A 22,851-nucleotide genomic window follows, 5' to 3' on the forward strand; every position below is an offset into this window, starting at 1 on the left:
AATACCGGAACTGCCCCAGGGAGGGTGCCATGACAACGAAGCTACGCCTTGTCGCCGCCGCTGCGCTCGGCCTGACGCTTTCGGCCTGCGCCACGGTCGAGACCGCGACGCGCAACATCTCCGCCGGGCCGGTGGACGAGGCCGCCGTCGACGCGGTCCCGTCTCCATCGGCCGACGCCCCCGAAGCGATGGCCCCCGTGAAAGTGATCGCGACGCGCGTCGTGGTGCCGCGGTCGCTGCACGTGTCGGAGGCCAACACCTATCTTCCCGGGGGGGATATCGTCTGGCGCGAGGATCCCCCGGGCGACCGGCATGCGCAGGTTGCACGGATCTTCGAAGCGGCGATCGACCGCGGATTGGCAGGGATGGCCGAAACCGGCGATGACGCGGTGAAGGTGATCCTGCGCGCGGAGGTCGAGAAGTTCCACGCGTTGACCGAGAAGGCGCGCTACACCACCGGCGGCGTGCACGGCCTGCGCTTCAAGCTCAGCCTGCACGACCCGGCCACCGGCGCGCCGCTGAGCCGCGCCCGCAGCATCAAGGCCGATCTCAAGGCATTCGGCGGGGCCCGCGCGATCCGGGCCGAGCGGGCCGGGATCACCCAGAAGGCACGGATCACCGAGCATCTGTCCGACGTGATCCGCACCGAGCTGACCGACCCCGAGGGCTTCCGCGGCGAAAGCTACGGGCTCATCGGCGCGCTCAACCACCTCTGACCTTTTCGCCCGGCGCGAAACGCCGTAAGGGGGCGGGCATGACACCGCCCCCCTTTCCCGTCGTGCGCCTGAAGCCCAAGGGGCCCGCGCGCGCCCTGCGCCACGGCTTCCCCTGGGTCTACGACAACGAGCTGGTGACCGACCGGCGCACCCAGGCACTGGCGCCGGGCACCATCGCCGTCCTGCAGGACAACGCGCGCACGCCGCTGGCCACCGTCGCGGTCAACCCGGCCTCGCGAATCATCGCGCGCGTGCTGGACCCGGTGCCGGAGACGCGCATCGACGCCGATTGGATCGCCGCGCGGCTGACCCGCGCGCTGGCGCTGCGCGCGCGGCTTTTCCCCACGCGCTTCTACCGGCTCGTTCACGCCGAGGCCGACGGTCTGCCCGGCGTGGTGATCGACCGGTTCGGCGACGTGGCGGTCGTCCAGCCGAATGCCGCCTGGGCCGAGGCAAAGCTGGACGCGCTCACCGCCGCTCTGCGCCGTGTGACGGGTGTGAAGACGGTGCTCAAGAACGCGTCGGGCCGGGCCCGCGCGCTCGAGGGGCTGGACGATGCGCCGGCCTGTCTGGCCGGCTTCGCGCCGGATGGGCCCGTGCCCGTGGAGATGAACGGCGCCACTTACATGGCCGACCTTCAGGGCGGACAGAAGACGGGGCTGTTCTATGACCAACGTCCCAACCATGCCTTCGCCGCGCGCCTCGCGGACGGCGCGCGCGTGCTCGACGTGTTCTCGCACGTCGGCGGCTTCGCGCTGGCTGCGCTGGCCGGCGGGGCCGACCATGCGCTGGCGGTGGATGGCTCCGCCGCGGCGCTGGAGCTGGCGCGGGCCGGCGCGGCGCGGATGGGTGCCACGGACCGGTTGGAAACACGCCGACAGGACGCGTTCGCCGCGCTCGGGGAACTGGGGCGCGAGGGCGCGCGTTTCGGGCTGGTGATCTGCGATCCGCCGGCGTTCGCCCCCAACAAGGCGGCGCGCGCCGCGGGCCTGCGCGCCTACGAGAAACTCGCGCGGCTGGCCGCGCCGCTGGTGGCGGCGGGCGGGGGGCTGGTGCTGTGTTCGTGTTCGCACGCCGCCGATCTGGCGGCCTTCCGCGGCGCCTGCGTGCGCGGCATCGACAAGGCGGGACGGGCCGGGCCGCTGGTGCACACCGGGTTGGCCGGCCCCGATCACCCGATGCACCCGCAGCTGGCCGAGTCGGGCTATCTCAAGGCGCTGGTTTTCGCGCTGTCATGAAGGCGGTTCTGGATACCTGCGTGATCTACCCCACGGTACTGCGCCAGATGTTGCTGGGGGTGGCGGCCCAGGGCGCCTTCACGCCGCTGTGGTCGGCCCGGATCGTGGGCGAATGGCTGCGCGCGGCCGAGAAACTGGGCCCGCAGGGCGCGGCCCAGGCGCGCGCCGAGGCGGCGCAACTCGCCCTCGACTGGCCCGACGCGCAGGTGGACTGGCCGCTGTCGCTGGAATCGCGGCTCTGGCTGCCCGACGCGGCCGACCTGCACGTGCTGGCCGCCGCGATCGCGGGGTCCGCCGACCTGATCATCACCTTCAACGTCAGGGATTTTCCCCGCAATATCCTGGCCGAGGAAGGCGTGAGCCGCGCCGACCCGGATGCCTTCCTGCTGGGACTCTGGCAGGCGAATCCCGAGATGGTCGGCCACGTCGCGGGGCAGGTGCTGGCCCAGGCGCGGCGGCTGTCGGGGGAGGACTGGCAGATGCGCCCGCTGCTCAAGAAGGCCCGGCTGCCGCGGCTGGCCAAGGCGGTGGCCGCAGCCTGACGGACAAGGGGGCCGCGCCGTTCAGCCACCGTGGCGGATCACGGAGCTGCATCACGATGAGCGCCGGGCCGGCGTCGCGGCGCTGACCGAACCACGCGGCGGCGGGCCGGCCGCGACATGGTCCTGCACCTGTTTTGACAGCGGGTCGTGGAAATCATGCGCGTCGGTTTCGGTATGAATGGCCGAAAGCACGCGGCAATCCTGTATGGCGCTCGTGGCCGGTGCTGCCTTGGGGAAACCGACCCGGGCACGACCGGACCATGCAAGGCAAGGGCCGCTGCGGCAGGCGGGGATCGGCGCGCAGCTGACGGCGTTGCCCGATACAGGCGTTGCCCGTGCAAGCGGGATCAGGTTGCCGGTGCCACGCCCCACTTGGCCTCGAGTTTCTCTATCGCGGCGATCCGCTCGGCCGTCTTGGGGTGGCTCATCAGCCACGCCGGCATCGCGCCCGAGCGCGACTGCGTCAGGGCCTCGAGTTTCTCGAAAAGCGATTTCTGCGCGTCCGTGCCGATGCCCGCCTTCGTCAGCAGGGCGGCGGCGTATTCGTCGGCCTCGTATTCGTCGCCGCGCGAAAGACGCGCGGCCAGCAGGCTGGTGATGCCGCTGGCGATCCACGCCCCGATTCCGGGCAGGATCCGCGACAGCACCATCGCCAGCGCCGTGCGCAGCGCGTTCTGCCCCGAGAAATCTATCATCCGGCGGCGCGCGTGGCCCAGCGCGATGTGGCCCAGTTCGTGGGCGATGACGCTGGCCATCTCCTGCGCCGTGACCTCGCCGGTCTGGAACTTGCGGTAGAACCCGCGCGTGATGAAGATCCGCCCGTCCGGCGCCGCCAGCCCGTTGACGGGGTCGATCTCGTAGATGTGAACGCGGATGCGGGGCAGGTCGAGGGCGCGCGCCAGCCGGTCGGTCATCTCCTTGAGGCGTGGATCGGCCAGCTCGGTCGAGCGCGCGTCAAGCTCGCGCTTGGTGCGCCAGACCGAGAACCGGTACATGCCATAGGCGTAAAGCACCGCCAAAAGGATCGGGGCGAAGCGGATCATGCCCGATTATATGGGCCACGCCGCGGCCCGCGGCAAGCGCCGGGACCGCCTCCGGCGGGAGTATTTCGGGCAAGATGAAACATGTGGGGCGTTCGCCAGGTCGTCGGCGCGGGCCCGGGCCGCGGCCGCGCGCCGTTCGGGCATGGCTCAGCCGGAGCAGCTGGCGCCGCCCAGGACGCAGAACTTGGCGCAATGGGGGTGGTTGAGGGCCACGTCGCGTTCGGCCTCTTCCAGCGTCTCGCCCATCTCGAACTCGGGGTCGTAGGGCAGCAGCGTGCACGACAGCACCGCCGGGCGATCCGCGCCGCGCCGCTTGACCACCATGCGCGAGGACGCGCACATGACGTCGCCGGGCGACTTGCCGAGAATGTCCCAGCAGGCCGTCGTGATCTCGGGCACCTCGACGCTTTCGTCCATTTCCGGGAACAGGACCGTCCGCGCGGGGTCGTCCGCGTCGATGGCGAAGCCTTCGCGCGCGAAGAGCGCGCGATAGCCGTCGCGCGCCTGTGCCTCGGTCTCGCCCCAGACGGTGCGGCCGGCCACGGTCATGGCAACCCCGGCGTCGCGCAGCCAGCGCATGCCCTCGAGCGTCTTGTCGAAGGCGCCGCGGCCGCGCTCGGCGTCGTGGTGGTGTTCCGACCAGTGGTCGATCGAGATGCGCAGCGTCAGGCGGTCGCCATGGGCCGCGGCGAGGTCACGCAGCCCGTCCTGCACGCGCGGGCGCATCATCGGGCGCATGGCGTTGGTGAGGATCAGAACCTCGAAGCCGCGCTCCAGCGCGGCGCGGGCCATCGCGATCATCTCGGGGTTCATGAAGGGTTCGCCACCGGTGAAGCCGATCTCGCGCACGGGCCAGCCGCGCGCGCCGATCTGGTCGAGGTAATCATGCACCTCGGCCTCGGTGATGTAGACCAGCGCGTCGTTGGTGGGCGAACTGAGGATGTAGCAGTTGCGGCACTCGATGTTGCACAGCGTGCCGGTGTTGAACCATAGCGTCTGCGGGGCGCGCAGCGGCACCTTGGCGCGCGGCGCGCCGTCGGCGGTGACCTGCGGATCCTCGAACTTGCCGGCGTTGGCGGTTTGCGGGGCCGTATCCTTCATGGGGACTCCGATGTTGCCTGTGCCATCCAGCTAACGCTTTCCGCGCGCGGGGAAAACCCGGCACGGCCCGGGTGACGGCATTGTGAACCGCGCGTGGGTGCGGCCGTGACAAGCCATTGTGGATGCCGGCACGCGTGCTAGTGTCTGCCGCAGCCGACCACCCTTGCCGCCAGGAGTTGCCCCCGTCATGGTCTCGCGCGTCATTCCCGTGGAGCCGTTCGACCTGGTGATCTTCGGCGGCACCGGCGACCTGGCCCGCCGCAAGATCCTGCCGGCCCTGTTCCGCCGTTTCCGCGCCGGACAGATCCGGTCGGACACGCGCATCATCGGGGCGGCCCGCCGCGAGATGGACACCGCCGCCTGGCGCAACTTCGTGGCCGAGGCGATCTCGGCCCACGCCCGGGACGCGGAAGGTGACAGAGAGGAGGCGACCGCGCGCGAGGGGTTTGTGCGGATGCTGGACTACGTCGTGCTGGATGCAAGCGGTGAAACCGGGTGGGCGCAGCTGGCCGGGCTGGTGGGCGACGGGCGCGTGCGCGCCTTCTATTTCTCGGTGGCGCCACGGCTGTTCGGGGCACTGGCAGAACGGCTGCATCAGCACGGCATGGCCGACGGCGACAGCCGCATCGTCGTGGAAAAGCCCTTCGGCCGCGACCTGGCCAGCGCGCAGGAGCTCAACCGGACGCTGGCACGGCATTTCCACGAGGGCCAGATCTACCGGATCGACCATTACCTGGGCAAGGAAACGGTCCAGAACCTGATGGCGATCCGCTTCGGCAACATGCTGTTCGAGCCGCTGTGGAACAGCCAGTACGTCGATCACATCCAGATCACCGTGGCCGAGACGGTGGGCGTGGACGGCCGCGCCGACTACTACGACCGCGCCGGCGCGATGCGCGACATGATGCAGAACCACCTGATGCAGCTTCTGTGCCTGATCGCGATGGAACCGCCCGCCCGTTTCGAGCCCGACCCGGTGCGTGACGAGAAGCTCAAGGTCATCCGGGCGCTCGACCCCGTCGAGCCGGACAACCTGGTGCGCGGCCAGTACGCGGCCGGCGACGGCATGCGCGGTTACCGTGACCATGTGGGCAACCCCGACAGCACCACCGAGAGCTTCGTGGCGCTCAAGGCGCACATCAGCAACTGGCGCTGGGCGGGCACGCCCTTCTACCTGCGAACCGGAAAGCGGTTGCGCGACCGTGCCAGCGAGATCGCCGTGGTGTTCAAGGACACGCCGCACTCGATCTTCGACGACGACGCCGGCCGGCACCGCAACATCCTCACGATCCGCCTGCAGCCCAACGAGGGCATTGAGCTGGGCGTGACCATCAAGGAGCCGGGGCCGGGGGGCATGCGGCTCGTCGACGTGCCGCTGGACATGACCTTTGCCGAGGCGCTCGGCCCCGAAGAAGCGGACTTTCCCGACGCCTACGAGCGGCTTATCATGGACGTGATCCGCGGCAACCAGACCCTGTTCATGCGCGGCGACGAGGTAGAGGCCGCCTGGGCCTGGACGGACCCGGCGATCGCGACCTGGGACGGGGGCGACGGCATGGCGCCGGCGCCGATCCCCTATCCCTCCGGGTCGTCGGGGCCGCGCGAGTCGCTGATGCTGATGCGTCGTGACGGCCGGGAGTGGCGGGAGATTCGGGCATGACATTTCTTGAATACGCCGATGCCGAGATGATGGCGATCGACGTGGCGAACATACTGGCCGGCGAACTGACCGCCGCGCTCGATCACGAGGAGCGCGCGCTGCTGGTGGTGCCCGGCGGCAGCACGCCGGGACCGGTGTTCGACGACCTGTGCGCGGCCGACCTGGACTGGTCGCGGGTGGACGTGATGCTGTCGGACGAACGCTGGGTGCCCGAGGATCACCCGCGCTCCAACACCCGGCTCGTGCGCGAACGCCTGCTGGTCGACCGCGCGGCGGCCGCGCGGTTCCTGCCGCTCTATGCTTCTGCGCCGCGTCCCGAAGCGGTGCTGGCCGAGCTTGAATCGGTTATCGCGCCCTGCCTGCCGGTATCGGTCGCGCTGCTGGGCATGGGCGCGGACATGCACACCGCCTCGCTTTTCCCGGGCGCCGAAGGGATAACCGTCGCGCTGGATCGCCACGCCCCGGTGCTGACGGCGATCCGGGCCGAGGGCCTGGAGGAGCCACGCGTGACACTGACCGCGCGCGTCCTCGATGACGCGATGCGAAAGCACGTCGTCATCACCGGACAGGACAAGCGCGACGCATTCGAACGCGCACAGGGCATGACGCCCGAAGAGGCCCCGATCGCCGCCGTGCTGGACGGGGCGACAGTGCACTGGGCGGCGGAATGAACACGGCAGCGACCCGGGCCATGTGGGACGACCTTGAGGCGATGGCGGCGGCGCGCAGCGGGCAGGCCATCGCCGACCTGTTCGATGCGCCCGGCCGCGCCGCCGATTTCTCGGCGCAGGCCGACGGGCTGCTGCTGGACTATTCCAAGACGGCCCTGGACGCGGCGGCGCGCGAGGCGCTGCTGGAATTGGCACATGCGCGCGACGTGGAGGGCAGGCGCGCGGCCATGTTCGACGGCGCACCCGTCAATGAAACCGAGGGGCGCGCGGCGCTGCACACGGCGCTGCGCAACCTCGAGGGTGGCCCCGTGACGGTCGACGGCGCCGACGTGATGCCGCAGGTGCGCGAAACGCTGGCGCGGATGTCGGAGTTCGCCGAAAGCCTGCGCGCGGGCCGCTTCGTCGGCGCGGGCGGGCCGATCACGGATGTCGTCAACATCGGCATCGGGGGGTCGCACCTGGGCCCCGAGATGGCCACGCGGGCGCTCGCGCCCTATCACGACGGGCCGCGCTGCCATTTCGTGTCCAACGTCGACGGGGCGGACATCGCCGACACGCTCGAGGGGCTCGATCCCGCGCGCACGCTGGTCATCGTGGCTTCCAAGACCTTCACGACCTCGGAGACGATGACCAACGCGGAAACGGCGCGGCGCTGGATGGCCCGGCGCGTCGCCGCGCCGGCAACACAGTTCGCGGCCGTCTCCACCGCGGCCGCGCGCACCGCCGAGTTCGGCATTGCGCCCGAGCGCGTGTTCGGATTCGCCGACTGGGTCGGCGGGCGCTATTCGCTCTGGGGCCCGATCGGTCTGCCGCTGATGATCGCGATCGGCCCGGCGGGCTTTGCCGAGTTGCTGGGCGGGGCGCAGTCGATGGACACGCATTTCCGCACCGCGCCCCTGGCCGAGAACCTGCCCGTCATGCTGGCGTTGACGGGGCTGTGGCACAGCCGCGCCTGCGGGTATCCGACGCGTGCCGTTCTGCCCTATGACCAGCGACTGGCGCGGCTGCCTGCCTATCTCCAGCAGCTCGAGATGGAATCGAACGGCAAGCGCGTCACGATGGACGGGGCGCAGGTGGATGGCCCGACCGGCCCCGTGGTGTGGGGCGAGCCCGGCACCAACGGCCAGCATGCGTTCTTCCAGCTTCTGCATCAGGGCACGCAGGTGGTGCCGTGCGAATTCATGGTGGCCGCCGAGGGGCACGAGCCGGAGCTGGCCCACCACCACCGCCTGCTGGTGGCCAACTGCCTCGCGCAGTCCGAGGCCCTGATGCGGGGCCGCACGCTGGAGGAGGCGCGCGCGCTCATGGCCCGGGCGGGGCACACCGGCGACGCGCTGGAACGGCAGGCGCGCCACCGCGTGTTCCCCGGCAACCGTCCCTCCGTCACGCTCGCCTACGACCGGCTGACCCCGCGCCGGCTGGGCCAGATCGTCGCGCTTTACGAGCACCGGGTCTTCGTCGAGGGGGTGATCCTGGGGATCAACAGCTTCGACCAGTGGGGCGTGGAACTGGGCAAGGAACTGGCCACGACGCTCGAGCCGGTGCTCGCCGGGCAGGACGCGGGGGAGGGGCGGGACGGCTCCACCCGGCAGCTGGTGGCATTCCTGCGGCGCTGAACGGGTGCCGGCAGGGGGCGCTGCCCCCTCTTGGCCTTCGGCCAATTCACCCCCGGAGTATTTCGGGCAAGATGAAGGCGGTGTGCGCCGGGCGGGCGGCGTCCGCGAAGGACACCGCCCGCCACTCGTACCCGGGCACTGGTTACCCGAGAGGGGACCGGGCGCGCCGCGGATGCTCGGGGGAGCGCGCCCGGTACGTCACGTGGCCGTCATTCCGGCACCAGAACGGAGTTGACCACGTGAATCACGCCGTTGGACTGATCCACGTCCGAGATGGTGACGCGGCCGGCGTTACCGCTTTCGTCGTAGATGTAGAGCTCGCCGCCCTTGACCTGCGCCGACAGCGCGTCGCCGGAGACGGCTTCGAAATGGTGGAAGTTGTCGGGCTTGGCTCGGGCCTTGGCGGCGATTTCCGCCGAGGACCAGTCACCGGCCACGACGTGGGCGGTCAGGACCTTCCGAAGCATGTCCTTGTTCTCCGGTTTCAGAAGCGTCTCGACGGTGCCGTCGGGCAGCTTCTCGAAGGCGGCGTTCACCGGCGCGAAGACGGTGAAGGGGCCGCTCGAATTGAGCGTGTCCACCAGCCCGGCCGCCTTGACCGCGCTGACCAGCGTGGTGTGTGCCTCGGAATTCACGGCGTTTTCCACGATGGTCTTGTCGGGCGACATCGGGGCGCCGCCCACCATGGGGTTCGCGGCGAATGCGCCGCCGGCGGCCAGTGCCATCACGGCTGCGGTTGCTGTGGTCTTGGCGAAAGTCATTTCCTCTCTCCCTTCGTCTTGTCGCTCGTCCCTTTTGCGGGACCTGCGGCGCAGACACGAAGGCAGCGGCGGCGGAGTTTCACCCCGCCCGATTTTTTTTGCGTGGACGGCGTGCCGTTATCCGCGTTCGGGGATGTCGAAACCGGCGGGCGCCAGCGTGAAGGCATCGAACGTGAAGCCGGGCGAGACGGTGCAGCCCACCAGCGCCCAGCCATCGCCCGGGACCGCGCGCTGCCAGTGGTGGGCGGGCACGATGACCTGCGGGCGCTGGCCCGCCGCCAGGTCCGGCCCCAGCGCATGGCGCGTGGCCGGGCCGGTGTCGTCTTGCGCGATCAGCAGGTCCAGCGGGGTGCCGGCGTAGAAGTGCCAGATCTCGGCCGCGTCGACGCGATGCCAGTGGTTGTGCTGGCCCGCCTCCAGCAGGAAATGGATGCAGGTGCCGGCGGCGCGCGCGCCGCCCGCGTCATGACGCCATGTCTCGCGGAACCAGCCGCCCTCGGGGTGGGGGGCGAGGCCGAGCGTCTCGATGATCTCGTCTGCGGTCATGCATCCATCCTTTCTGCGAGTTCGAGGAAATCGCGCGCCGCCACGTCCCGGTCGTCGGTCGGGGCGAGGTCGGCAGACTGGCCGGGACCGTGTTCGCCGGGTCGGGCCATGAACGCGGTGGCCAGCCCGGCGGCGCGCGCCGCCCGAAGGTCGTCGTTGTGGGCGGCCACCATCATCACGCGCTCGGGCGGCAGCCGCAGTGCGGCGCAGGCGGCGCGGTAGACGATCGGCGCGGGCTTGAAATCCTGCGCGATGTCGGCGCCGAGGATGCAGTCCCACGGCAGGCCCGCATGGCGCGCCAGCCGCGTCATCATCGCGATGGAGCCGTTGGAACAGGGTGCCACGATGTATCGCGCCCGCAGCCGCGTCAGCCCGGCGACGACGTCGGCCCAGGGATCGAGCCGTTCCCACGCGGCGTTCAGGCTGTCGGGCGCGGTCACGCCCAACCGCGCGGCGACCCGGTGCAGGTTCTCGAGGTGCAGGTCGTCGAGCGGCACGTAGGCGCGCTGCCCGGCGCGCACAGGGGCCATCGACGGCTGGTATTCCGCGCGCCAGGCATCGGCGAAGGCGGTGGCGTCCACGCCGGGCAGGGCGTCGGCCACCTGCCGCGCGACCGATCCGCGCCAGTCCACGCAGGTGCCGAACACGTCGAAGAGCAGGGCCTCGACCTTCGGGCGACCCGCCGCGATCATGGCCGGGCCGGCCGGTTCAGCGCAGCACCGAGCGGCCGGCGTACTCGGCCGTCTCGCCCAGCATCTCCTCGATGCGGATCAGCTGGTTGTACTTGGCCAGCCGGTCGGAGCGGGCGAGGCTGCCGGTCTTGATCTGGCCGCAGTTGGTGGCCACGGCGAGGTCGGCGATGGTGGCGTCCTCGGTCTCGCCCGAGCGGTGCGACATGACGTTGGTCATGCGCGCGCGGTGGGCCATGTCGACGGCCTTGAGCGTCTCGGTCAGGGTGCCGATCTGGTTGACCTTGACCAGCAGCGAATTGCCCGCCCCGCGCGAGATCCCCTCGGCCAGACGCTCGGGGTTGGTGACGAACAGGTCGTCGCCCACCAGCTGGACCCTGTCGCCCAGCGCCTCTGTCAGCGCGGCCCAGCCGGTCCAGTCGTCCTCTGCCATGCCGTCCTCGATCGACACGATGGGATAGTCGCCCACCAGCCCCTGCAGGTAGTCGACGTTTTCCTCGCTGGTCAGGCTGGCGCCCTCGCCGGAGAGTTCGTACTTGCCGTCGCGGAAGTATTCCGTGGCCGCGCAGTCGAGCGCGAGGCAGATGTCCTCGCCGGGGGTGTAGCCGGCGGTCTCCACCGCCTTGAGGATCGCGTCCAGTGCTTCGCGGGTCGAGCCCAGCTCGGGCGCGAAACCGCCCTCGTCGCCCAGCCCCGTGGACATGCCCGCGGCGTTGAGCTGCTTCTTGAGGGTGTGGAACACCTCGGAGCCCATGCGCACCGCGTCGCGGATGTTGCCGGCGCTGACCGGCATGATCATGAATTCCTGGATGTCGATGGGGTTGTCGGCATGTTCGCCGCCGTTGACGATGTTCATCATCGGCACCGGCAGGACGCGCGCCGAGGTGCCGCCGACGTAGCGGTAGAGCGGCTGGGTGGTGAACTCGGCCGCGGCCTTGGCGGTGGCCAGGCTGACGCCCAGGATCGCGTTGGCGCCCAGCCGGCCCTTGTTGGGCGTGCCGTCCAGTTCGATCAGCCCGCTGTCGATGGAGACCTGCTCGGTCGCGTCCATGCCCGCCAGCGCGTCGGCGATTTCGCCGTTGACGGCCGCCACGGCCTCGAGAACGCCCTTGCCGAGGTAACGGCCCCTGTCGCCGTCGCGGCGTTCCACGGCCTCGTGCGCGCCGGTCGACGCGCCCGAGGGCACGGCGGCGCGGCCCATGGACCCGTCCTCGAGGATCACGTCGACCTCGACCGTCGGGTTGCCCCGGCTGTCGAGGATTTCGCGGGCGTGAATGTCGATGATGGTGCTCATGGGAAAACGTCCTCGGGCCTTGTTTCGGGTTGGCCGTGCCATAGCAAGTTTCGCCGCGATTGCAAACGCGGGCGCGGTCAGAGCGCCGCGGCGCGGCGCGCGCGCCGGGCGAGCCGGCGTTCGCGCAGGAAGGTGTAGAGACCGGAGGCGATGATCAGCGCGGCGCCCGCCAGCGTCCAGCCATCGGGCCGTTCGCCGAAGACGGTCACGGCGATCACCATGGCGAAGACGAGGCGCGAGTAGCGAAACGGCGCGATCACCGACACGTCGCCCAGCCGCATCGCGGCGACGATGGCGTAGTAGGCGGCAAGGCCCGTCAGCAGCGCCAGCGCGATGTCCCGCCAGTTGGCCGCATCTGGCATCGCGGGCGTGCCGTGAAAGACCAGCACCGCCGCGCCCGCGGGCACCAGCATGGCGAAGGCGTAGGAGGCCAGCTGCAACGACGACACGGTGCGCGGCACCGCGCGCGTGGACAGGTCGCGGATCGCCAGCCCGATCACCGCCTGCACGGCGAACAGCGAGGCGGGCTCGAACGCCGCCAGCCCCGGGCGGATCACCATGAGCACGCCCATGAAGCCCACCAGGATCGCGCTCCAGCGGCGCCAGCCCACGGCCTCGCCCAGGAAAAGCGCGGCGCCCAGCGTCACGGCCAGCGGCACCGCCTGCAGGATCGAGGAGGCCGAGGCCAGCGGCGTCAGCGCCAGCGCGTTGACGAAGCCCAGCGTCGCGATCAGCTCGCCGGCGTTGCGCAGCAGCACCGGCCGCGCCAGCAGATCGCGCGAAAACAGCCGGTGGCCCCGCGACAGCGCCGCCAGACCGAAGAGAACGGCGCCGCCCAGACCGAGGAAGATCAGGATCTGGCCCACCGGCAGATCCAGCGCGAGGCGCTTGATGAACATGTCCTCGAGCGCGAACCCGGCCATCGCCAGGATCATCAGGGCGCTGCCGCGCAGGTTTTCCATGGGGCCTCTTCGGGATGGGTCGGCCCAGCCCTAGGCCCGCGCGGCGCGATTGGCAAGCCGGCCGACGTGCGGGCTCAGCCCTTCTTGATCGGCACGCCGTAGAGTTCCAGCCGGTGCCCCTTGAGGCGGTAGCCCAGCTTGCGGGCGATCTTTTCCTGCAACGCCTCGATCTCGGGGTCCACGAACTCGATCACTTCGCCGCTGTGCAGGTCGATCAGGTGGTCGTGGTGGTGACGCTCGGCGTCCTCGTAGCGCGCGCGCCCGTCGCCGAATTCCAGCTTGTCGAGGATACCGGCCTCCTCGAACAGCTTGACGGTCCGGTAGACCGTGGCGATGGAAATGCCGGGATCGCGGGCCGCGGCCCGCGCGTGCAGTTCCTCGACGTCCGGGTGGTCGTGCGACTCCTCGAGCACGCGGGCGATCACGCGCCTCTGGCCGGTCATCCGCAGCCCCTTGGCTTCGCAGCGCTGGGTGATGGTCTCGGGCATCTGGGGCCTCTCGTCGTCGTGGCGTGCTCAATAGCGTCATCCGGGCCGCGTTTCCACCCGTTTCGCCGCAAGTGGTTGACTTCGGCAGGCAGACAGCGCATGTCCTTGCCAACCGACAGTTCCTGCCGCGTGAGCAGTGACGCCGTCCGATACATGACGGTACGACCCGAAACTGTCGCGGAATGTCCCAAAATCACGCGTGGGTCCAGACGTCCGGTCGGCGTGTCGGCAATGATGCCGCGCGCGAGGCTCCGGGCGAAACCACGAAGAACGGGGCCGCGTGCGCGGCGCCGGCATCGGCAGGGGCCGCGACAGGCCATGCCGGGAAGGAATGAACTTGAACCTTTTCGAAGAAATGGGCCTGCCCGGCCCGCTGGTGGCGAAGCTGGCGAAAATGGGCATCGAGACGCCGACACCGATCCAGACCCGCGCGATCCCGCACGCGCTGGACGGCGACGACGTGATGGGGTTGGCGCAGACCGGCACCGGCAAGACGGCGGCGTTCGGGCTGCCGCTGATCGCGCAGCTGGACGCGGTGCGGGGCAAGCCCGCGCCGAAGACCGCGCGCAGCCTGATCCTGGCGCCGACGCGCGAACTGGCCGGCCAGATCCGCGACGCGCTGGCGCCGCTGGTCGAGGGCACGCCGATGAAGGTCAACGTCGTCGTGGGCGGTGCGGGGATCAATCCGCAGGTCAAGCGGCTGGAGCGGGGCACCGACATCCTGGTGGCGACCCCGGGGCGCCTGCTCGATCTTCTGGATCGCCGTGCGGTGCGGCTGGACGAGACGCGGTTCCTGGTGCTCGACGAGGCCGACCAGATGCTCGATCTCGGCTTCATCCACGCGCTGCGCAAGATCGCCGGTCTGCTGCCCGAGACGCGCCAGACCATGCTGTTCTCGGCCACCATGCCCAAGCAGATGAACGAGATCGCGTCGAGCTACCTGACGAATCCCAAGCGCGTGCAGGTCAGCCCGCCGGGCAAGGCCGCCGACAAGATCGCGCAGGCGGTGCATTTCGTGGAGAAGGGGGGCAAGCCCGAGCTGCTGATCGATCTGCTGGACGCGCACCGCGACGAGCTGGCGCTGGTCTTCGGCCGCACCAAGCACGGCTGCGACAAGCTCGCGCGCAAGCTGGAGGCGGCGGGCTACGCCGTGGCCGCGATCCACGGCAACAAGAGCCAGGGCCAGCGGGAACGTGCGCTCGCGGCGTTCCGCGCGGGCCGGGTGCGGGTGCTTGTGGCCACCGATGTGGCCGCGCGCGGGCTCGACATCCCCGACGTCAAGCACGTCTACAACTACGAGCTGCCGAACGTGCCGGAAAACTACGTCCACCGCATCGGCCGGACGGCGCGCGCGGGCCGCGACGGCCGCGCGGTGGCCTTCTGCGCGCCAGACGAGATGGGCGAGCTGGCAGACATCCAGAAGGCGATGGCGCTGACCATCCCGGTCGCCTCGGGCGAGCCGTGGCGCGCGCTTCCCGATCCCAAGGCCAAGCCGTCGCGCGGCGGACCGCGCCGGGGCGAGATGGGCGCGGGCGGTGGAAAACCGGGCAAATCCGGGCGCCGGCGCAGGCGCGGCCCGCCCCGGGCCAGGGCCGCCTGAGGCGCCCTACACCAGGTCGGGCGCACGGCCCAGGCGGTTGGCCAGGCGGCCGACCGTCAACCCCTGCACCACGATCGAGAACACGACGATCACGTAGGTGGCGGTAAGGATCAGCGGTTTCCATTCCGAGTCGGGCAGGCTGAGCGCCAGCGCGACCGAGATGCCGCCCTTCAGCCCGCCCCATGTCATGATCGGGATCACCCCGGGCGAGAACGTGCGGAACGGGTGGAGCAGCAGCACCGGCAGCGCCACCGCCGCCAGCCGCCCGGCCAGTGCCAGCGCGATCGTGCCCGCGCCCGTCGCCAGGTAACCCGCGTCGAAGGCCACCGCGAAGACCTCGACCCCGATCAGCAGGAACAGCACGGCGTTCAGGATCTCGTCGACCAGCTTCCAGAAGGCGTCGACGTGGTCGCGCGTCTGCGCGCTCATGCCGTGGCGGGCGCCCACGTCACCGATCAGAAGCCCCGCGCAGACGGCCATGATCGGCGCCGAGACGTGCAGCGCCACGGCCAGTTCGTAGCCGCCGAAGGCCAGCCCGAGCGTCAGCAGCACCTCGAGCGCGTAGTCGTCGATGTGCCGCATCACCCGGAACACCAGCCACCCCAGCGCGAGCCCGAGGACGGCACCGCCAAGCGCCTCCTGCACGAACAGAAGCGCCGCGTCGCCCAGCCCGCCGCCGCCGTGGCCGCCCGCAGGGAAGGCCAGGCCGACGAGCACCAGGAACACGACATAGCCCACGCCGTCGTTGAACAGGCTTTCGCCCGCGATCTTCGTTTCCAGCGATTTGCGCAGATTGGCCTCGCGCAGCACGCCCAGCACCGCGACCGGGTCGGTGGGCGAGACCAGCGCGCCGAAGACCAGCGCGACGATCAGGGGCATGCCGGTGAGCCACCAGAACCCCAGCCCGACCAGCGCGGTCGACAGCGCCACGCCCAGCGTGGCCATCAGGAACACCAGCCGCCATTGCGCGCGCAGGTCCGACAGCTTGACGTGCAGCGCGCCGGCGAACAGGAGCAGCCCCAGCATGCCCTCGAGCAGCGTGTCGGAAAAATCGATGGTGGTGACGATGCCGCGCACCCTGTCGGCCACGCCGAGCGCAGGCCAAAGCGCATCCACGCCCATGACACCGAACGAGGCGAAAAGCGCCACCACCAGGATCCCGATGGCCGCGGGCAGCCGCAGGAGGAAATAGTTGACCGCGCCGAAGACCCCGGCCAGCACGATCAACAGCGATGCGATCTGGAGGATGGTCATGCCGGCCCGTGCTTGTCCGCGTCACGCCGGTGCTAGCACGCGGGGCACGCGCCGGCCAGCCTCAGCGCTCCGGCGCGGCGAAATCGGCCCACACGGGCAGGTGGTCCGAGGCGATGCGCGCCGGCCGGGCGCTGTGCACGCCGCTGCGCAGCGCATGCAGGCCGGGGCTGATCGCGAGCCGGTCCAGCGCGGCCACGGGCCGTGGCGCGGGAAAGCTGGGAAGCCCCGGCAGGAAGCGCACGGCCTTGGCCGTGGCGTCCAGCGCCAGCGCTTCGCCCCAGTCGTTGAAATCGCCCGCCAGCACGGTGGGCATCGGCGCAAGACGCGCCAGCGCCCTTGAAATCGCGGCCATCTGCAGCAGCCTGTAGCGCCGCACCAGCCCGAGGTGCAGCCCGACCACCCGCAGCGGGCCGATGTCGGTTTCCAGGTCGGCCCGCACCGCGCCGCGCGGTTCGAGTCCCGGCAGGTCGATATGCCCGGTGCGCAGCACCCGGACGCCGTCGCGCGCCAGCATGGCATTGCCGTGCCAGCCCAGCGATCCGCCGGGCGCGCCGAACGGCAGGATGCGCCAGCCCGCCTCCTCCACCATGTCGTGGGGCAGGGCGGCCGGCCGGGGCGGCAGGCGCTTGTCCACCTCCTGCAAGACCACCACATGCGCCTGCAGCGCCTCGATCACCTGAAGGCTGCGGTCGGGGCGGCGCCGCAGGTCCAGCCCGACGCATTTCTGAAGGTTGTAGGTTGCAATCCTGACCGGGGATGGGCTCATATCGGGGACGATATCAGCATGGCGCGAAGGGGATGTCACCACCCATGTTCGCGGAACAGACATGGCTGGCCCGCCTGATCTGGCTTGCGCTCGGCGCCGTCGTGCTGACCGCGCTGGTGCAGTTGCGGTTCGAACTCGCCTTCGTCGCGCTGGCCACGCTGTCGTTGTCGCTGGCGCCGGTCGCGGTCGCCCGCTGGGCCGAGATCCACGTGCCGCCCTCGTTCATCGCGGCCGTGGTCATCTTCGTGGCGGCGACGCTCTTTCTGGGCGAGGTGTTCGGTTTTTACGAACGGTTCTGGTGGTGGGATACGGCGATGCACGCCACGTCCGCCATCGGGTTCGGCCTGATCGGCTTCGTGCTGGTCTTCATGATGTTCCAGGGCGATCGTTACGCGGCACCGCCGTTGGCCCTCGCCTTTTTCGCCTTCTGCTTCGCGATCATGATCGGCAGCCTGTGGGAGATATTCGAGTTCGCAATGGACCAGTTCTTCGGTTTCAACATGCAGAAATCCGGCCTTCCCGACACGATGAGCGACCTGATCGTCAACATGGTGGGCGCGGCGATCGGGGCGGGGACCGGGTATGCCTATCTCCGCGGCCAGAGGCGCGGCGGGTTGATGTGGTTGATCGACGAGTTCGTCCGTCGCAACCCGCGGTTTTTCCGCCGCTGGCGCAAGTGACGCCCCGCCCGTCGCGGATCAGGTGCCGCAGAAGGTGCGCTCGACAATCTCCGACGGCGCGGGCGGGCGCGCCAGGTCGTCCGCGTCGGGTTGATCGTCATGGGGATGCGCCAGCACCGTCACCAGCCGCTCGAAGGGTGCGAAATCGCCCGCGACGGCCGCCTCGATCATCTGTTCGACGCGATGGTTGCGGGGGATGAAGGCGGGGTTGGCGCGGGCCATGCGGTCCTGCGGGTCCTCCTCGGCGGCCAGCCGCGCCCGCCAGCCGCTTTCCCAGGCGTCGAAGGCCGTCGGGTCGGTGAACTGGTCGCGGGCGTCGCCACGGTGCAGCGCGCGGAAGGTATTGGTGAAATCGCACTGGTTGTCGGCCATGCGCTGCAACAGGTCGTCGATCAGCGGCGCGTCCTCCGCGGTGGCCTGCGCAAGCCCGATCTTTCGGCCGAACAGGTGCCGGCGGTGCGCCTCGATCCTGTCCGGCATGGCGTGCACGGCCCGCGTGTAGGCCTCGACGGCCGCGTCCTGGTCGTCGTTGAGGGGCACGAGGCAGGTGGCGAACTGCGCCATGTTCCACACGATCACCCGCGCCTGGTTGTCATAGGCGTAGCGGCCGTGCGCGTCGATCGAGCTGAACACCGTGACGGGGTGATAGGTGTCCATGAAGGCACAGGGGCCGTAATCGATCGTCTCGCCCGAAAGCGCGGTGTTGTCGGTGTTCATCACGCCGTGGATGAAACCCACCGAAAGCCATTGCGCCACGAGCTTCGCCTGCCGCTCGATCGCGGCCTCCAGCACCTCCTGCGGGGTGGCGCAGTCGGGGAAATGGCGCGCGCGGGTATGTTCGAACAGCGTACGCAGCGCATCGAGATCGCGGCGCGCGGCGAAGTACTGGAACGTGCCCACGCGGATGTGGCTGGATGCCACGCGCGCCAGAATCGCGCCGGGCAGGCCGCCGGCCTCGCGGAACACCGGCTCGCCCGTGGCCACCGCCGCCAGCGCCCGGCTGGTGGGAATCCCCAGCGCGTGCATCGCTTCGGAGACCACGTATTCGCGCAGCACCGGGCCCATCCACGCGCGCCCGTCGCCCATGCGCGAAAACGGCGTCGGGCCCGATCCCTTCAAGTGGATGTCGCGGCGGCGCCCCGCGCGGTCCAAGACCTCGCCCAGCAGGGTGGCGCGCCCATCGCCCAACTGGGGCGAGAAACCGCCGAACTGGTGACCGGCATAGGCCTGCGCCAGCGGCGCGGCGCCCTCCGGCAGCCGGTTGCCGGCAAAGACCGCGGCCAGCTCGTCCGCGTCGCCGGGCGTGATGCCGAGTTCCGCGGCAAGGTCATGATTGAAGCGGATCAGCCGCGGTGCCTGCACCGGCGTCGGATCCAGCCGGGCATAGAAGCGGTCGGGCAGCCGGGCGTAGCTGTTGTCGAAGTCGATCGAAAGGCTCATGTTTGACACGTAATCCTCTGTCGGCGGCCGTCCAAGAGGAAGGCGCTTCGTCCGCGGCGCCCGGTCAGAGCGGACGCGTTGTCAGCACCATGTCGTCGCGCACTTCGAATCGCTGGCGTGCGCACAGGCGGCGGGCGGCCTCGTCGCCCTGGCGCAGCGGCAGGTGCAGCGCCCGGACGCCCGCCTGCGCCAGCCGGCGCGGCAGGGTCGAAAGCACCTCCGCGCCGATGCCCCGGCCGCGCACGCTGGCGCGGATGTAGAACTCGTCGATCTCTGCGCGCAGCCCGCCGAGGCGGACCGACCAGCCGAAGCCCAGAACAATATAGCCGATGGGCGCACGCGCCGGCCCGATCAGGTAGACCGCGCCATGCGGCACGCCGTCGAGCAGCGGCGAAAGCGCCGCGCGGCGCGTCTCGTCGTCCATGTCGATGCCGGATTCGGCGTGAAAGGCGGCGGCGAGCGGCACGAGCCGTGCTAGGTCGTCGGGACCGGCCGGGTGCAGCGAAGTCATGTGGGCTCCTCGGGAAAAGGGCGGCGGCGCGTGGTCCCTCCTGACGGCTGCGGCCCGCGATGTCCATGCCCCCGGCCGCGCGTTCGGCCGTTGTGCGCCGGGTTCGGCGGCGGGCCGAAAAAACCGTTGGCGGATTCCGCAAGATCCCGTCGCGGAAGGGCCTCCAGCGGGCGGCGTCCGGGCCCCGGCCTCAGCCGGCGCCGCGTTCGTGCGCCTTCGCGGCGTCCCAGAGCGCGTCCATCTCCGCGAGGTCCGAGTCCTCGGGCCGCTTGCCCGCCTCGGCCAGCGCCGCCTCGATCCGTTCGAAGCGGCGCGTGAACTTCGCGTTGGCGCCGCGCAGCGCGGCCTCCGGGTCCACGCCAAGGTGGCGGGCGAGGTTGGCCATCACGAACAGCAGGTCGCCGAACTCCTCCTCGGTCTCGGCCTGCGATTGCGACCGGGCCGCCTCGCGCAGCTCGGTCGTCTCTTCCGCGATCTTGTCAAGCACCTGGTCCGTCTGCGGCCAGTCGAAGCCCACGCGCGCCGCGCGTTTCTGAAGTTTAACCGCGCGCATCAGCGCGGGCAGCCCGGCGGCCACGCCGTCGAGCGTGCCGGTCTGCGCCTTCTGCGCGCGTTCGGCGGCCTTGATCGCCTCCCAGTCGCGGGTCTGCTGCGCGGCGGTCTTGTCGCGGCTGTCCGCACCGAAGACGTGGGGGTGGCGCGCCACCATCTTGTCGGCGATGGCGTTGGCCACGTCGTCGAAGGCGAACAGGCCCTCGTCGTCCGCGATCTGGGCGTGAAAGACCACCTGCAACAGCAGGTCGCCCAGCTCTGCCTTCAGCTCCGTCCAGTCGCGGCGCGCGATGGCGTCGGCGACCTCGTGCGCCTCCTCTATCGTGTAGGGCGCGATGGTGTCGAACCCTTGCTCGATGTCCCAGGGGCAGCCCGTTTCGGGATCGCGCAGGCGGCGCATGATCTCGATCAGGCGGGGCATGCCCCCCGCGGGGTCATGGACGAGCGCGTCATCGGGCATTGCGGCGGCTCCGGCTTTGGGGTTGACTGGACCCTGACGCGCAAAGGCACCGGAGTCCAGCACATGGCCGTGATCAACCGCATCGCCGGACTGGCGGACGAGATGACAGACTGGCGGCGCGCGCTGCATCGCCGCCCCGAACTGGGGCTCGACTGCCACGAGACCGCCGGTTTCGTGACCGAGAAGCTGCGCGCCTTCGGCGTCGATTCGATCGAGACCGGGGTGGCCACCTCGGGCGTGGTCGCGGTGATCGAGGGGCGCGGCGGCGCGGGCCCCGCGATCGGGCTGCGCGCGGACATGGACGCGCTGCCCATCGCCGAGGCCACGGGTGCCGACTGGGCCTCGCAGGTGCCGGGCGCGATGCACGCCTGCGGTCACGACGGGCACACCGCGATGCTGCTGGGCGCGGCCAAATACCTGGCCGAGACGCGCAATTTCACGGGCCGTGCCGTGCTGATCTTCCAGCCCGCCGAGGAAGGCCCGGGCGGGGCCAGGCTGATGGTCGACGCGGGCGTGCTGGAGCGCCACGGCATCGCCCAGGTCTACGCGCTGCACACCCTGCCGGGCCGCGAGGCGGGCGCGCTGCTGACCACCCCAGGGCCGATCATGGCGGCGGTGGACACCTTCCACGTCGACATCACGGGCCACGGCGGGCACGGCGCCTATCCGCACGAAACCCGTGACCCCGTGATCGCTGCGGCGGGCATGGTGCAGGCCATCCAGACGATTGCCAGCCGCAACCACCACGCCCTTGACGACCTGGTGGTGTCGGTCACGCAGATCCACACCGGCAGTGCCGAGAACATCGTGCCCGACACGGCCTATGTGAACGGCACGGTGCGCAGTTTCGACGCCGACGTGCGCGCGATGGTGCTGCGGCGCCTGGACGAGATCGTGGCGGGGCAGGCAGCGAGCTACGGCGTGGAGGCGGCGCTGCACATCGAGGAGGGATATCCCCCGACGGTCAACGATGCCGAATGCACGGCCTTTGCCGCGGATGTCGCCGGCGAGATCGCGGGGGCCGCGCGCGTCGATACCGCGCTGACCCGCGGCATGGGGGCGGAGGATTTCGCCTTCATGCTGCAGGCGCGGCCGGGGGCCTACATGTTCCTCGGCCAGGGAGAGGGGCCGGGCCTGCACCATCCCGGGTTCGATTTCAACGACCGGGTGGCGCCGGTGGGGGCCTCGGTGCTGGCGCGGCTGGTGGAGAGGGCGCAGCCGGCGGCGGCGTGATGCCACGTCGCGCGCCGTCCGGACACACGTGAAAGGGCATCACGCCGATGGCACTTGAGGACGCGAAGAACGAGGTCGACCAGGCCTTCACCCGCGAGCGGACGCGGGGCCTGAGCCACGAGAACACCTTCGGCGGCGCGCCGTCGTTCCTGCGGCGGCGCTATACCAAGGAGCTGTCGGGGGTGGACGTGGCGGTGACCGGGGTCCCCTTCGACCAGGCGGTGACGAACCGCCCCGGCGCCCGGCTGGGTCCCCGCGCGATCCGCGAGGCCAGCGCGCTGCAGGTCTTCGACCCGCCCTACGGCTGGGCCGGGTTCGACCCGCTGAGCGAACTTTCGGTCGTCGACTACGGCGATCTCGCCTTCGATTACGCCAACGTGCCCGATTTCCCCGGTGCGCTGACGGCGCATGTCCGCGGCATCCTCGGGGCCGGCGCGGCCTGCATCGCCCTGGGCGGCGATCACTATGTCTCGTTCCCGATCCTTCGCGCGCACGCCGAGACACACGGGCCGCTGTCGCTGCTGCAGTTCGACGCCCACCCGGACACCTGGCCCGACGACGACATGCACCGCATCGATCACGGCACGATGTTCTACAAGGCGGTCAAGGCGGGGCTGGTCGACCCGGCCCGCTCGGTCCAGGTGGGCATCCGCACGGTCGTGGACGACACGCTGGGCGTGCCGATCATCGACGCCCGCGAGGTGCACGAGAACGGCGCGGCCGCCACCGCGGCGCGCATCCGCGAAATCCTGGGCGATGCGCCGGTCTATGTCACCTTCGACATCGACTGCCTCGACCCGGCCTTTGCGCCGGGCACCGGAACGCCGGTCTGGGGCGGATTGTCGAGCGCGCAGGCGGCGATCCTGCTGCGCGACATCGCGGGCATCAACATGGTCGGCGGCGATGTCGTCGAGGTCTCGCCGCCCTACGATGCGGGCGGCGCGACGGCGGTGGCGGGCGCGCATGTGGCGATGGAACTGCTGTGCCTTTGGGGCTGGACGCGCCGCGACAGCGGCCGGTGAGGAAAA

The 22,851-nt window shown here is 70.5% G+C and carries 23 protein-coding genes; 10 read left to right on the forward strand and 13 right to left on the reverse strand.

Annotated elements, in window-relative coordinates; all coding sequences use genetic code 11:
* Nucleotides 1–29 precede the first annotated feature (29 nt).
* Genes CEF10_RS03075 through CEF10_RS03085 form a run of 3 tightly spaced genes read left to right on the forward strand, consistent with a single transcriptional unit; the run spans nt 30 to nt 2,496 of the window.
* On the forward strand, nt 30–716 hold the full coding sequence (locus CEF10_RS03075) for a DUF6778 family protein (protein WP_101066102.1): 687 nt from the start codon (nt 30–32) through the stop codon (nt 714–716).
* Nucleotides 717–754: 38 nt separating this feature from the next.
* Entirely contained in the window at nt 755–1,954 is a 1,200-nt protein-coding gene (locus tag CEF10_RS03080) for an RSP_2647 family RNA methyltransferase (RefSeq protein WP_101066104.1), read from the forward strand.
* Nucleotides 1,951–2,496, forward strand: a complete 546-nt coding sequence (locus CEF10_RS03085; protein ID WP_101066106.1) for an RSP_2648 family PIN domain-containing protein — start codon at nt 1,951–1,953, stop codon at nt 2,494–2,496. Before CEF10_RS03080 ends, CEF10_RS03085 begins: the two co-directional genes overlap by 4 nt.
* A gap of 347 nt (nt 2,497–2,843) precedes the next feature.
* Here CEF10_RS03085 and CEF10_RS03090 read toward each other — a convergent pair whose 3' ends face one another.
* Both CEF10_RS03090 and CEF10_RS03095 read right to left on the reverse strand, forming a co-directional pair.
* Nucleotides 2,844–3,539 carry a M48 family metallopeptidase gene (locus CEF10_RS03090; protein ID WP_101066108.1) on the reverse strand — a complete coding sequence of 232 codons (696 nt, stop codon included), beginning with the start codon at nt 3,537–3,539 and terminating at the stop codon, nt 2,844–2,846.
* Nucleotides 3,540–3,686: 147 nt separating this feature from the next.
* The gene (locus CEF10_RS03095) at nt 3,687–4,640 is read right to left on the reverse strand and encodes a radical SAM protein (protein WP_101066110.1); all 954 of its coding nucleotides are present in this window, start codon (nt 4,638–4,640) and stop codon (nt 3,687–3,689) included.
* A gap of 187 nt (nt 4,641–4,827) precedes the next feature.
* Here CEF10_RS03095 and zwf point away from each other — a divergent pair, with 187 nt between their 5' ends.
* Genes zwf through pgi form a run of 3 tightly spaced genes read left to right on the forward strand, consistent with a single transcriptional unit; the run spans nt 4,828 to nt 8,587 of the window.
* Nucleotides 4,828–6,300, forward strand: a complete 1,473-nt coding sequence (zwf, locus tag CEF10_RS03100; RefSeq protein WP_101066112.1) for a glucose-6-phosphate dehydrogenase — start codon at nt 4,828–4,830, stop codon at nt 6,298–6,300.
* Complete coding sequence (pgl, locus tag CEF10_RS03105; protein ID WP_101066114.1) at nt 6,297–6,971, forward strand: 6-phosphogluconolactonase; 675 nt, start codon at nt 6,297–6,299, stop codon at nt 6,969–6,971. Before zwf ends, pgl begins: the two co-directional genes overlap by 4 nt.
* Nucleotides 6,968–8,587, forward strand: a complete 1,620-nt coding sequence (pgi, locus tag CEF10_RS03110; RefSeq protein WP_101066116.1) for a glucose-6-phosphate isomerase — start codon at nt 6,968–6,970, stop codon at nt 8,585–8,587. Before pgl ends, pgi begins: the two co-directional genes overlap by 4 nt.
* A 209-nt stretch (nt 8,588–8,796) precedes the next feature.
* Here the strand turns inward: pgi and CEF10_RS03115 are convergent, their stop codons facing one another.
* The 6 genes from CEF10_RS03115 to CEF10_RS03140 form a co-directional block, all read right to left on the reverse strand.
* Entirely contained in the window at nt 8,797–9,348 is a 552-nt protein-coding gene (locus CEF10_RS03115) for a fasciclin domain-containing protein (RefSeq protein WP_101066118.1), read from the reverse strand.
* 117 nt (nt 9,349–9,465) lie between these two features.
* A complete protein-coding gene (locus CEF10_RS03120) occupies nt 9,466–9,894 on the reverse strand; it encodes a cupin domain-containing protein (protein WP_101066120.1) in 429 nt (142 codons plus the stop codon).
* Nucleotides 9,891–10,586 (reverse strand): haloacid dehalogenase type II, encoded by a 696-nt coding sequence (locus CEF10_RS03125; RefSeq protein ID WP_101066122.1) that lies wholly within the window; start codon nt 10,584–10,586, stop codon nt 9,891–9,893. The genes CEF10_RS03120 and CEF10_RS03125 overlap by 4 nt, the downstream gene beginning before the upstream one ends.
* Before the next feature lie 16 nt (nt 10,587–10,602).
* Nucleotides 10,603–11,877, reverse strand: a complete 1,275-nt coding sequence (gene eno, locus CEF10_RS03130; protein WP_101066123.1) for a phosphopyruvate hydratase — start codon at nt 11,875–11,877, stop codon at nt 10,603–10,605.
* A 77-nt stretch (nt 11,878–11,954) separates the two neighbouring features.
* Nucleotides 11,955–12,839 carry a DMT family transporter gene (locus CEF10_RS03135; protein ID WP_101066126.1) on the reverse strand — a complete coding sequence of 295 codons (885 nt, stop codon included), beginning with the start codon at nt 12,837–12,839 and terminating at the stop codon, nt 11,955–11,957.
* 74 nt (nt 12,840–12,913) lie between these two features.
* Nucleotides 12,914–13,327, reverse strand: coding sequence for a Fur family transcriptional regulator (locus CEF10_RS03140; protein WP_101066128.1), 414 nt, complete (start codon nt 13,325–13,327; stop codon nt 12,914–12,916).
* A 337-nt stretch (nt 13,328–13,664) separates the two neighbouring features.
* Between CEF10_RS03140 and CEF10_RS03145 the strand changes: the two genes are divergently transcribed.
* On the forward strand, nt 13,665–14,927 hold the full coding sequence (locus CEF10_RS03145) for a DEAD/DEAH box helicase (protein ID WP_408638408.1): 1,263 nt from the start codon (nt 13,665–13,667) through the stop codon (nt 14,925–14,927).
* 6 nt (nt 14,928–14,933) lie between these two features.
* On the opposite strand, the gene CEF10_RS03150 is transcribed toward CEF10_RS03145, so the two are convergent.
* Nucleotides 14,934–16,181: a cation:proton antiporter gene (locus CEF10_RS03150; protein WP_101066130.1), complete on the reverse strand. Its 1,248-nt coding sequence runs from the start codon at nt 16,179–16,181 to the stop codon at nt 14,934–14,936.
* Between the two features lie 61 nt (nt 16,182–16,242).
* Nucleotides 16,243–16,947: an endonuclease/exonuclease/phosphatase family protein gene (locus CEF10_RS03155; RefSeq protein ID WP_101066132.1), complete on the reverse strand. Its 705-nt coding sequence runs from the start codon at nt 16,945–16,947 to the stop codon at nt 16,243–16,245.
* Nucleotides 16,948–16,991: 44 nt separating this feature from the next.
* On the opposite strand from CEF10_RS03155, the gene CEF10_RS03160 reads away from it, so the two are divergent.
* Nucleotides 16,992–17,627, forward strand: coding sequence for a hypothetical protein (locus tag CEF10_RS03160; protein WP_101066134.1), 636 nt, complete (start codon nt 16,992–16,994; stop codon nt 17,625–17,627).
* Nucleotides 17,628–17,645: 18 nt separating this feature from the next.
* Here the strand turns inward: CEF10_RS03160 and CEF10_RS03165 are convergent, their stop codons facing one another.
* The 3 genes from CEF10_RS03165 to mazG form a co-directional block, all read right to left on the reverse strand.
* On the reverse strand, nt 17,646–19,067 hold the full coding sequence (locus CEF10_RS03165; RefSeq protein ID WP_101066136.1) for a protein adenylyltransferase SelO: 1,422 nt from the start codon (nt 19,065–19,067) through the stop codon (nt 17,646–17,648).
* A 64-nt stretch (nt 19,068–19,131) separates the two neighbouring features.
* Complete coding sequence (locus CEF10_RS03170) at nt 19,132–19,578, reverse strand: GNAT family N-acetyltransferase (RefSeq protein ID WP_101066138.1); 447 nt, start codon at nt 19,576–19,578, stop codon at nt 19,132–19,134.
* 190 nt (nt 19,579–19,768) lie between these two features.
* Nucleotides 19,769–20,590, reverse strand: a complete 822-nt coding sequence (gene mazG, locus CEF10_RS03175; RefSeq protein WP_101066140.1) for a nucleoside triphosphate pyrophosphohydrolase — start codon at nt 20,588–20,590, stop codon at nt 19,769–19,771.
* Nucleotides 20,591–20,653: 63 nt separating this feature from the next.
* Here mazG and CEF10_RS03180 point away from each other — a divergent pair, with 63 nt between their 5' ends.
* Both CEF10_RS03180 and speB read left to right on the forward strand, forming a co-directional pair.
* Nucleotides 20,654–21,823, forward strand: coding sequence for a M20 aminoacylase family protein (locus CEF10_RS03180; protein ID WP_101066142.1), 1,170 nt, complete (start codon nt 20,654–20,656; stop codon nt 21,821–21,823).
* A 47-nt stretch (nt 21,824–21,870) separates the two neighbouring features.
* Entirely contained in the window at nt 21,871–22,845 is a 975-nt protein-coding gene (gene speB / locus CEF10_RS03185; protein ID WP_101066145.1) for an agmatinase, read from the forward strand.
* Nucleotides 22,846–22,851 lie beyond the last annotated feature (6 nt).

It is taken from the genome of Roseovarius salinarum, assembly GCF_002834145.1.
In the GTDB taxonomy this organism is placed as follows: Bacteria; Pseudomonadota; Alphaproteobacteria; order Rhodobacterales; family Rhodobacteraceae; genus Roseovarius; species Roseovarius salinarum.

Coding starts and splice junctions, on each gene's coding strand:
- CEF10_RS03180 (WP_101066142.1), top strand. CDS start 20,654: ATGGCCGTGATCAACCGCATCGCCGGACTGGCGGACGAGATGACAGAC.
- CEF10_RS03095 (WP_101066110.1), bottom strand. CDS start 4,640: ATGAAGGATACGGCCCCGCAAACCGCCAACGCCGGCAAGTTCGAGGAT.
- CEF10_RS03090 (WP_101066108.1), bottom strand. CDS start 3,539: ATGATCCGCTTCGCCCCGATCCTTTTGGCGGTGCTTTACGCCTATGGC.
- CEF10_RS03120 (WP_101066120.1), bottom strand. CDS start 9,894: ATGACCGCAGACGAGATCATCGAGACGCTCGGCCTCGCCCCCCACCCC.
- CEF10_RS03085 (WP_101066106.1), top strand. CDS start 1,951: ATGAAGGCGGTTCTGGATACCTGCGTGATCTACCCCACGGTACTGCGC.
- CEF10_RS03160 (WP_101066134.1), top strand. CDS start 16,992: ATGTTCGCGGAACAGACATGGCTGGCCCGCCTGATCTGGCTTGCGCTC.
- pgi (WP_101066116.1), top strand. CDS start 6,968: ATGAACACGGCAGCGACCCGGGCCATGTGGGACGACCTTGAGGCGATG.
- CEF10_RS03135 (WP_101066126.1), bottom strand. CDS start 12,839: ATGGAAAACCTGCGCGGCAGCGCCCTGATGATCCTGGCGATGGCCGGG.
- pgl (WP_101066114.1), top strand. CDS start 6,297: ATGACATTTCTTGAATACGCCGATGCCGAGATGATGGCGATCGACGTG.
- CEF10_RS03140 (WP_101066128.1), bottom strand. CDS start 13,327: ATGCCCGAGACCATCACCCAGCGCTGCGAAGCCAAGGGGCTGCGGATG.
- CEF10_RS03170 (WP_101066138.1), bottom strand. CDS start 19,578: ATGACTTCGCTGCACCCGGCCGGTCCCGACGACCTAGCACGGCTCGTG.
- CEF10_RS03080 (WP_101066104.1), top strand. CDS start 755: ATGACACCGCCCCCCTTTCCCGTCGTGCGCCTGAAGCCCAAGGGGCCC.
- CEF10_RS03115 (WP_101066118.1), bottom strand. CDS start 9,348: ATGACTTTCGCCAAGACCACAGCAACCGCAGCCGTGATGGCACTGGCC.
- CEF10_RS03150 (WP_101066130.1), bottom strand. CDS start 16,181: ATGACCATCCTCCAGATCGCATCGCTGTTGATCGTGCTGGCCGGGGTC.
- CEF10_RS03155 (WP_101066132.1), bottom strand. CDS start 16,947: ATGAGCCCATCCCCGGTCAGGATTGCAACCTACAACCTTCAGAAATGC.
- CEF10_RS03075 (WP_101066102.1), top strand. CDS start 30: ATGACAACGAAGCTACGCCTTGTCGCCGCCGCTGCGCTCGGCCTGACG.
- speB (WP_101066145.1), top strand. CDS start 21,871: ATGGCACTTGAGGACGCGAAGAACGAGGTCGACCAGGCCTTCACCCGC.
- mazG (WP_101066140.1), bottom strand. CDS start 20,590: ATGCCCGATGACGCGCTCGTCCATGACCCCGCGGGGGGCATGCCCCGC.
- CEF10_RS03125 (WP_101066122.1), bottom strand. CDS start 10,586: ATGATCGCGGCGGGTCGCCCGAAGGTCGAGGCCCTGCTCTTCGACGTG.
- zwf (WP_101066112.1), top strand. CDS start 4,828: ATGGTCTCGCGCGTCATTCCCGTGGAGCCGTTCGACCTGGTGATCTTC.
- eno (WP_101066123.1), bottom strand. CDS start 11,877: ATGAGCACCATCATCGACATTCACGCCCGCGAAATCCTCGACAGCCGG.
- CEF10_RS03165 (WP_101066136.1), bottom strand. CDS start 19,067: ATGAGCCTTTCGATCGACTTCGACAACAGCTACGCCCGGCTGCCCGAC.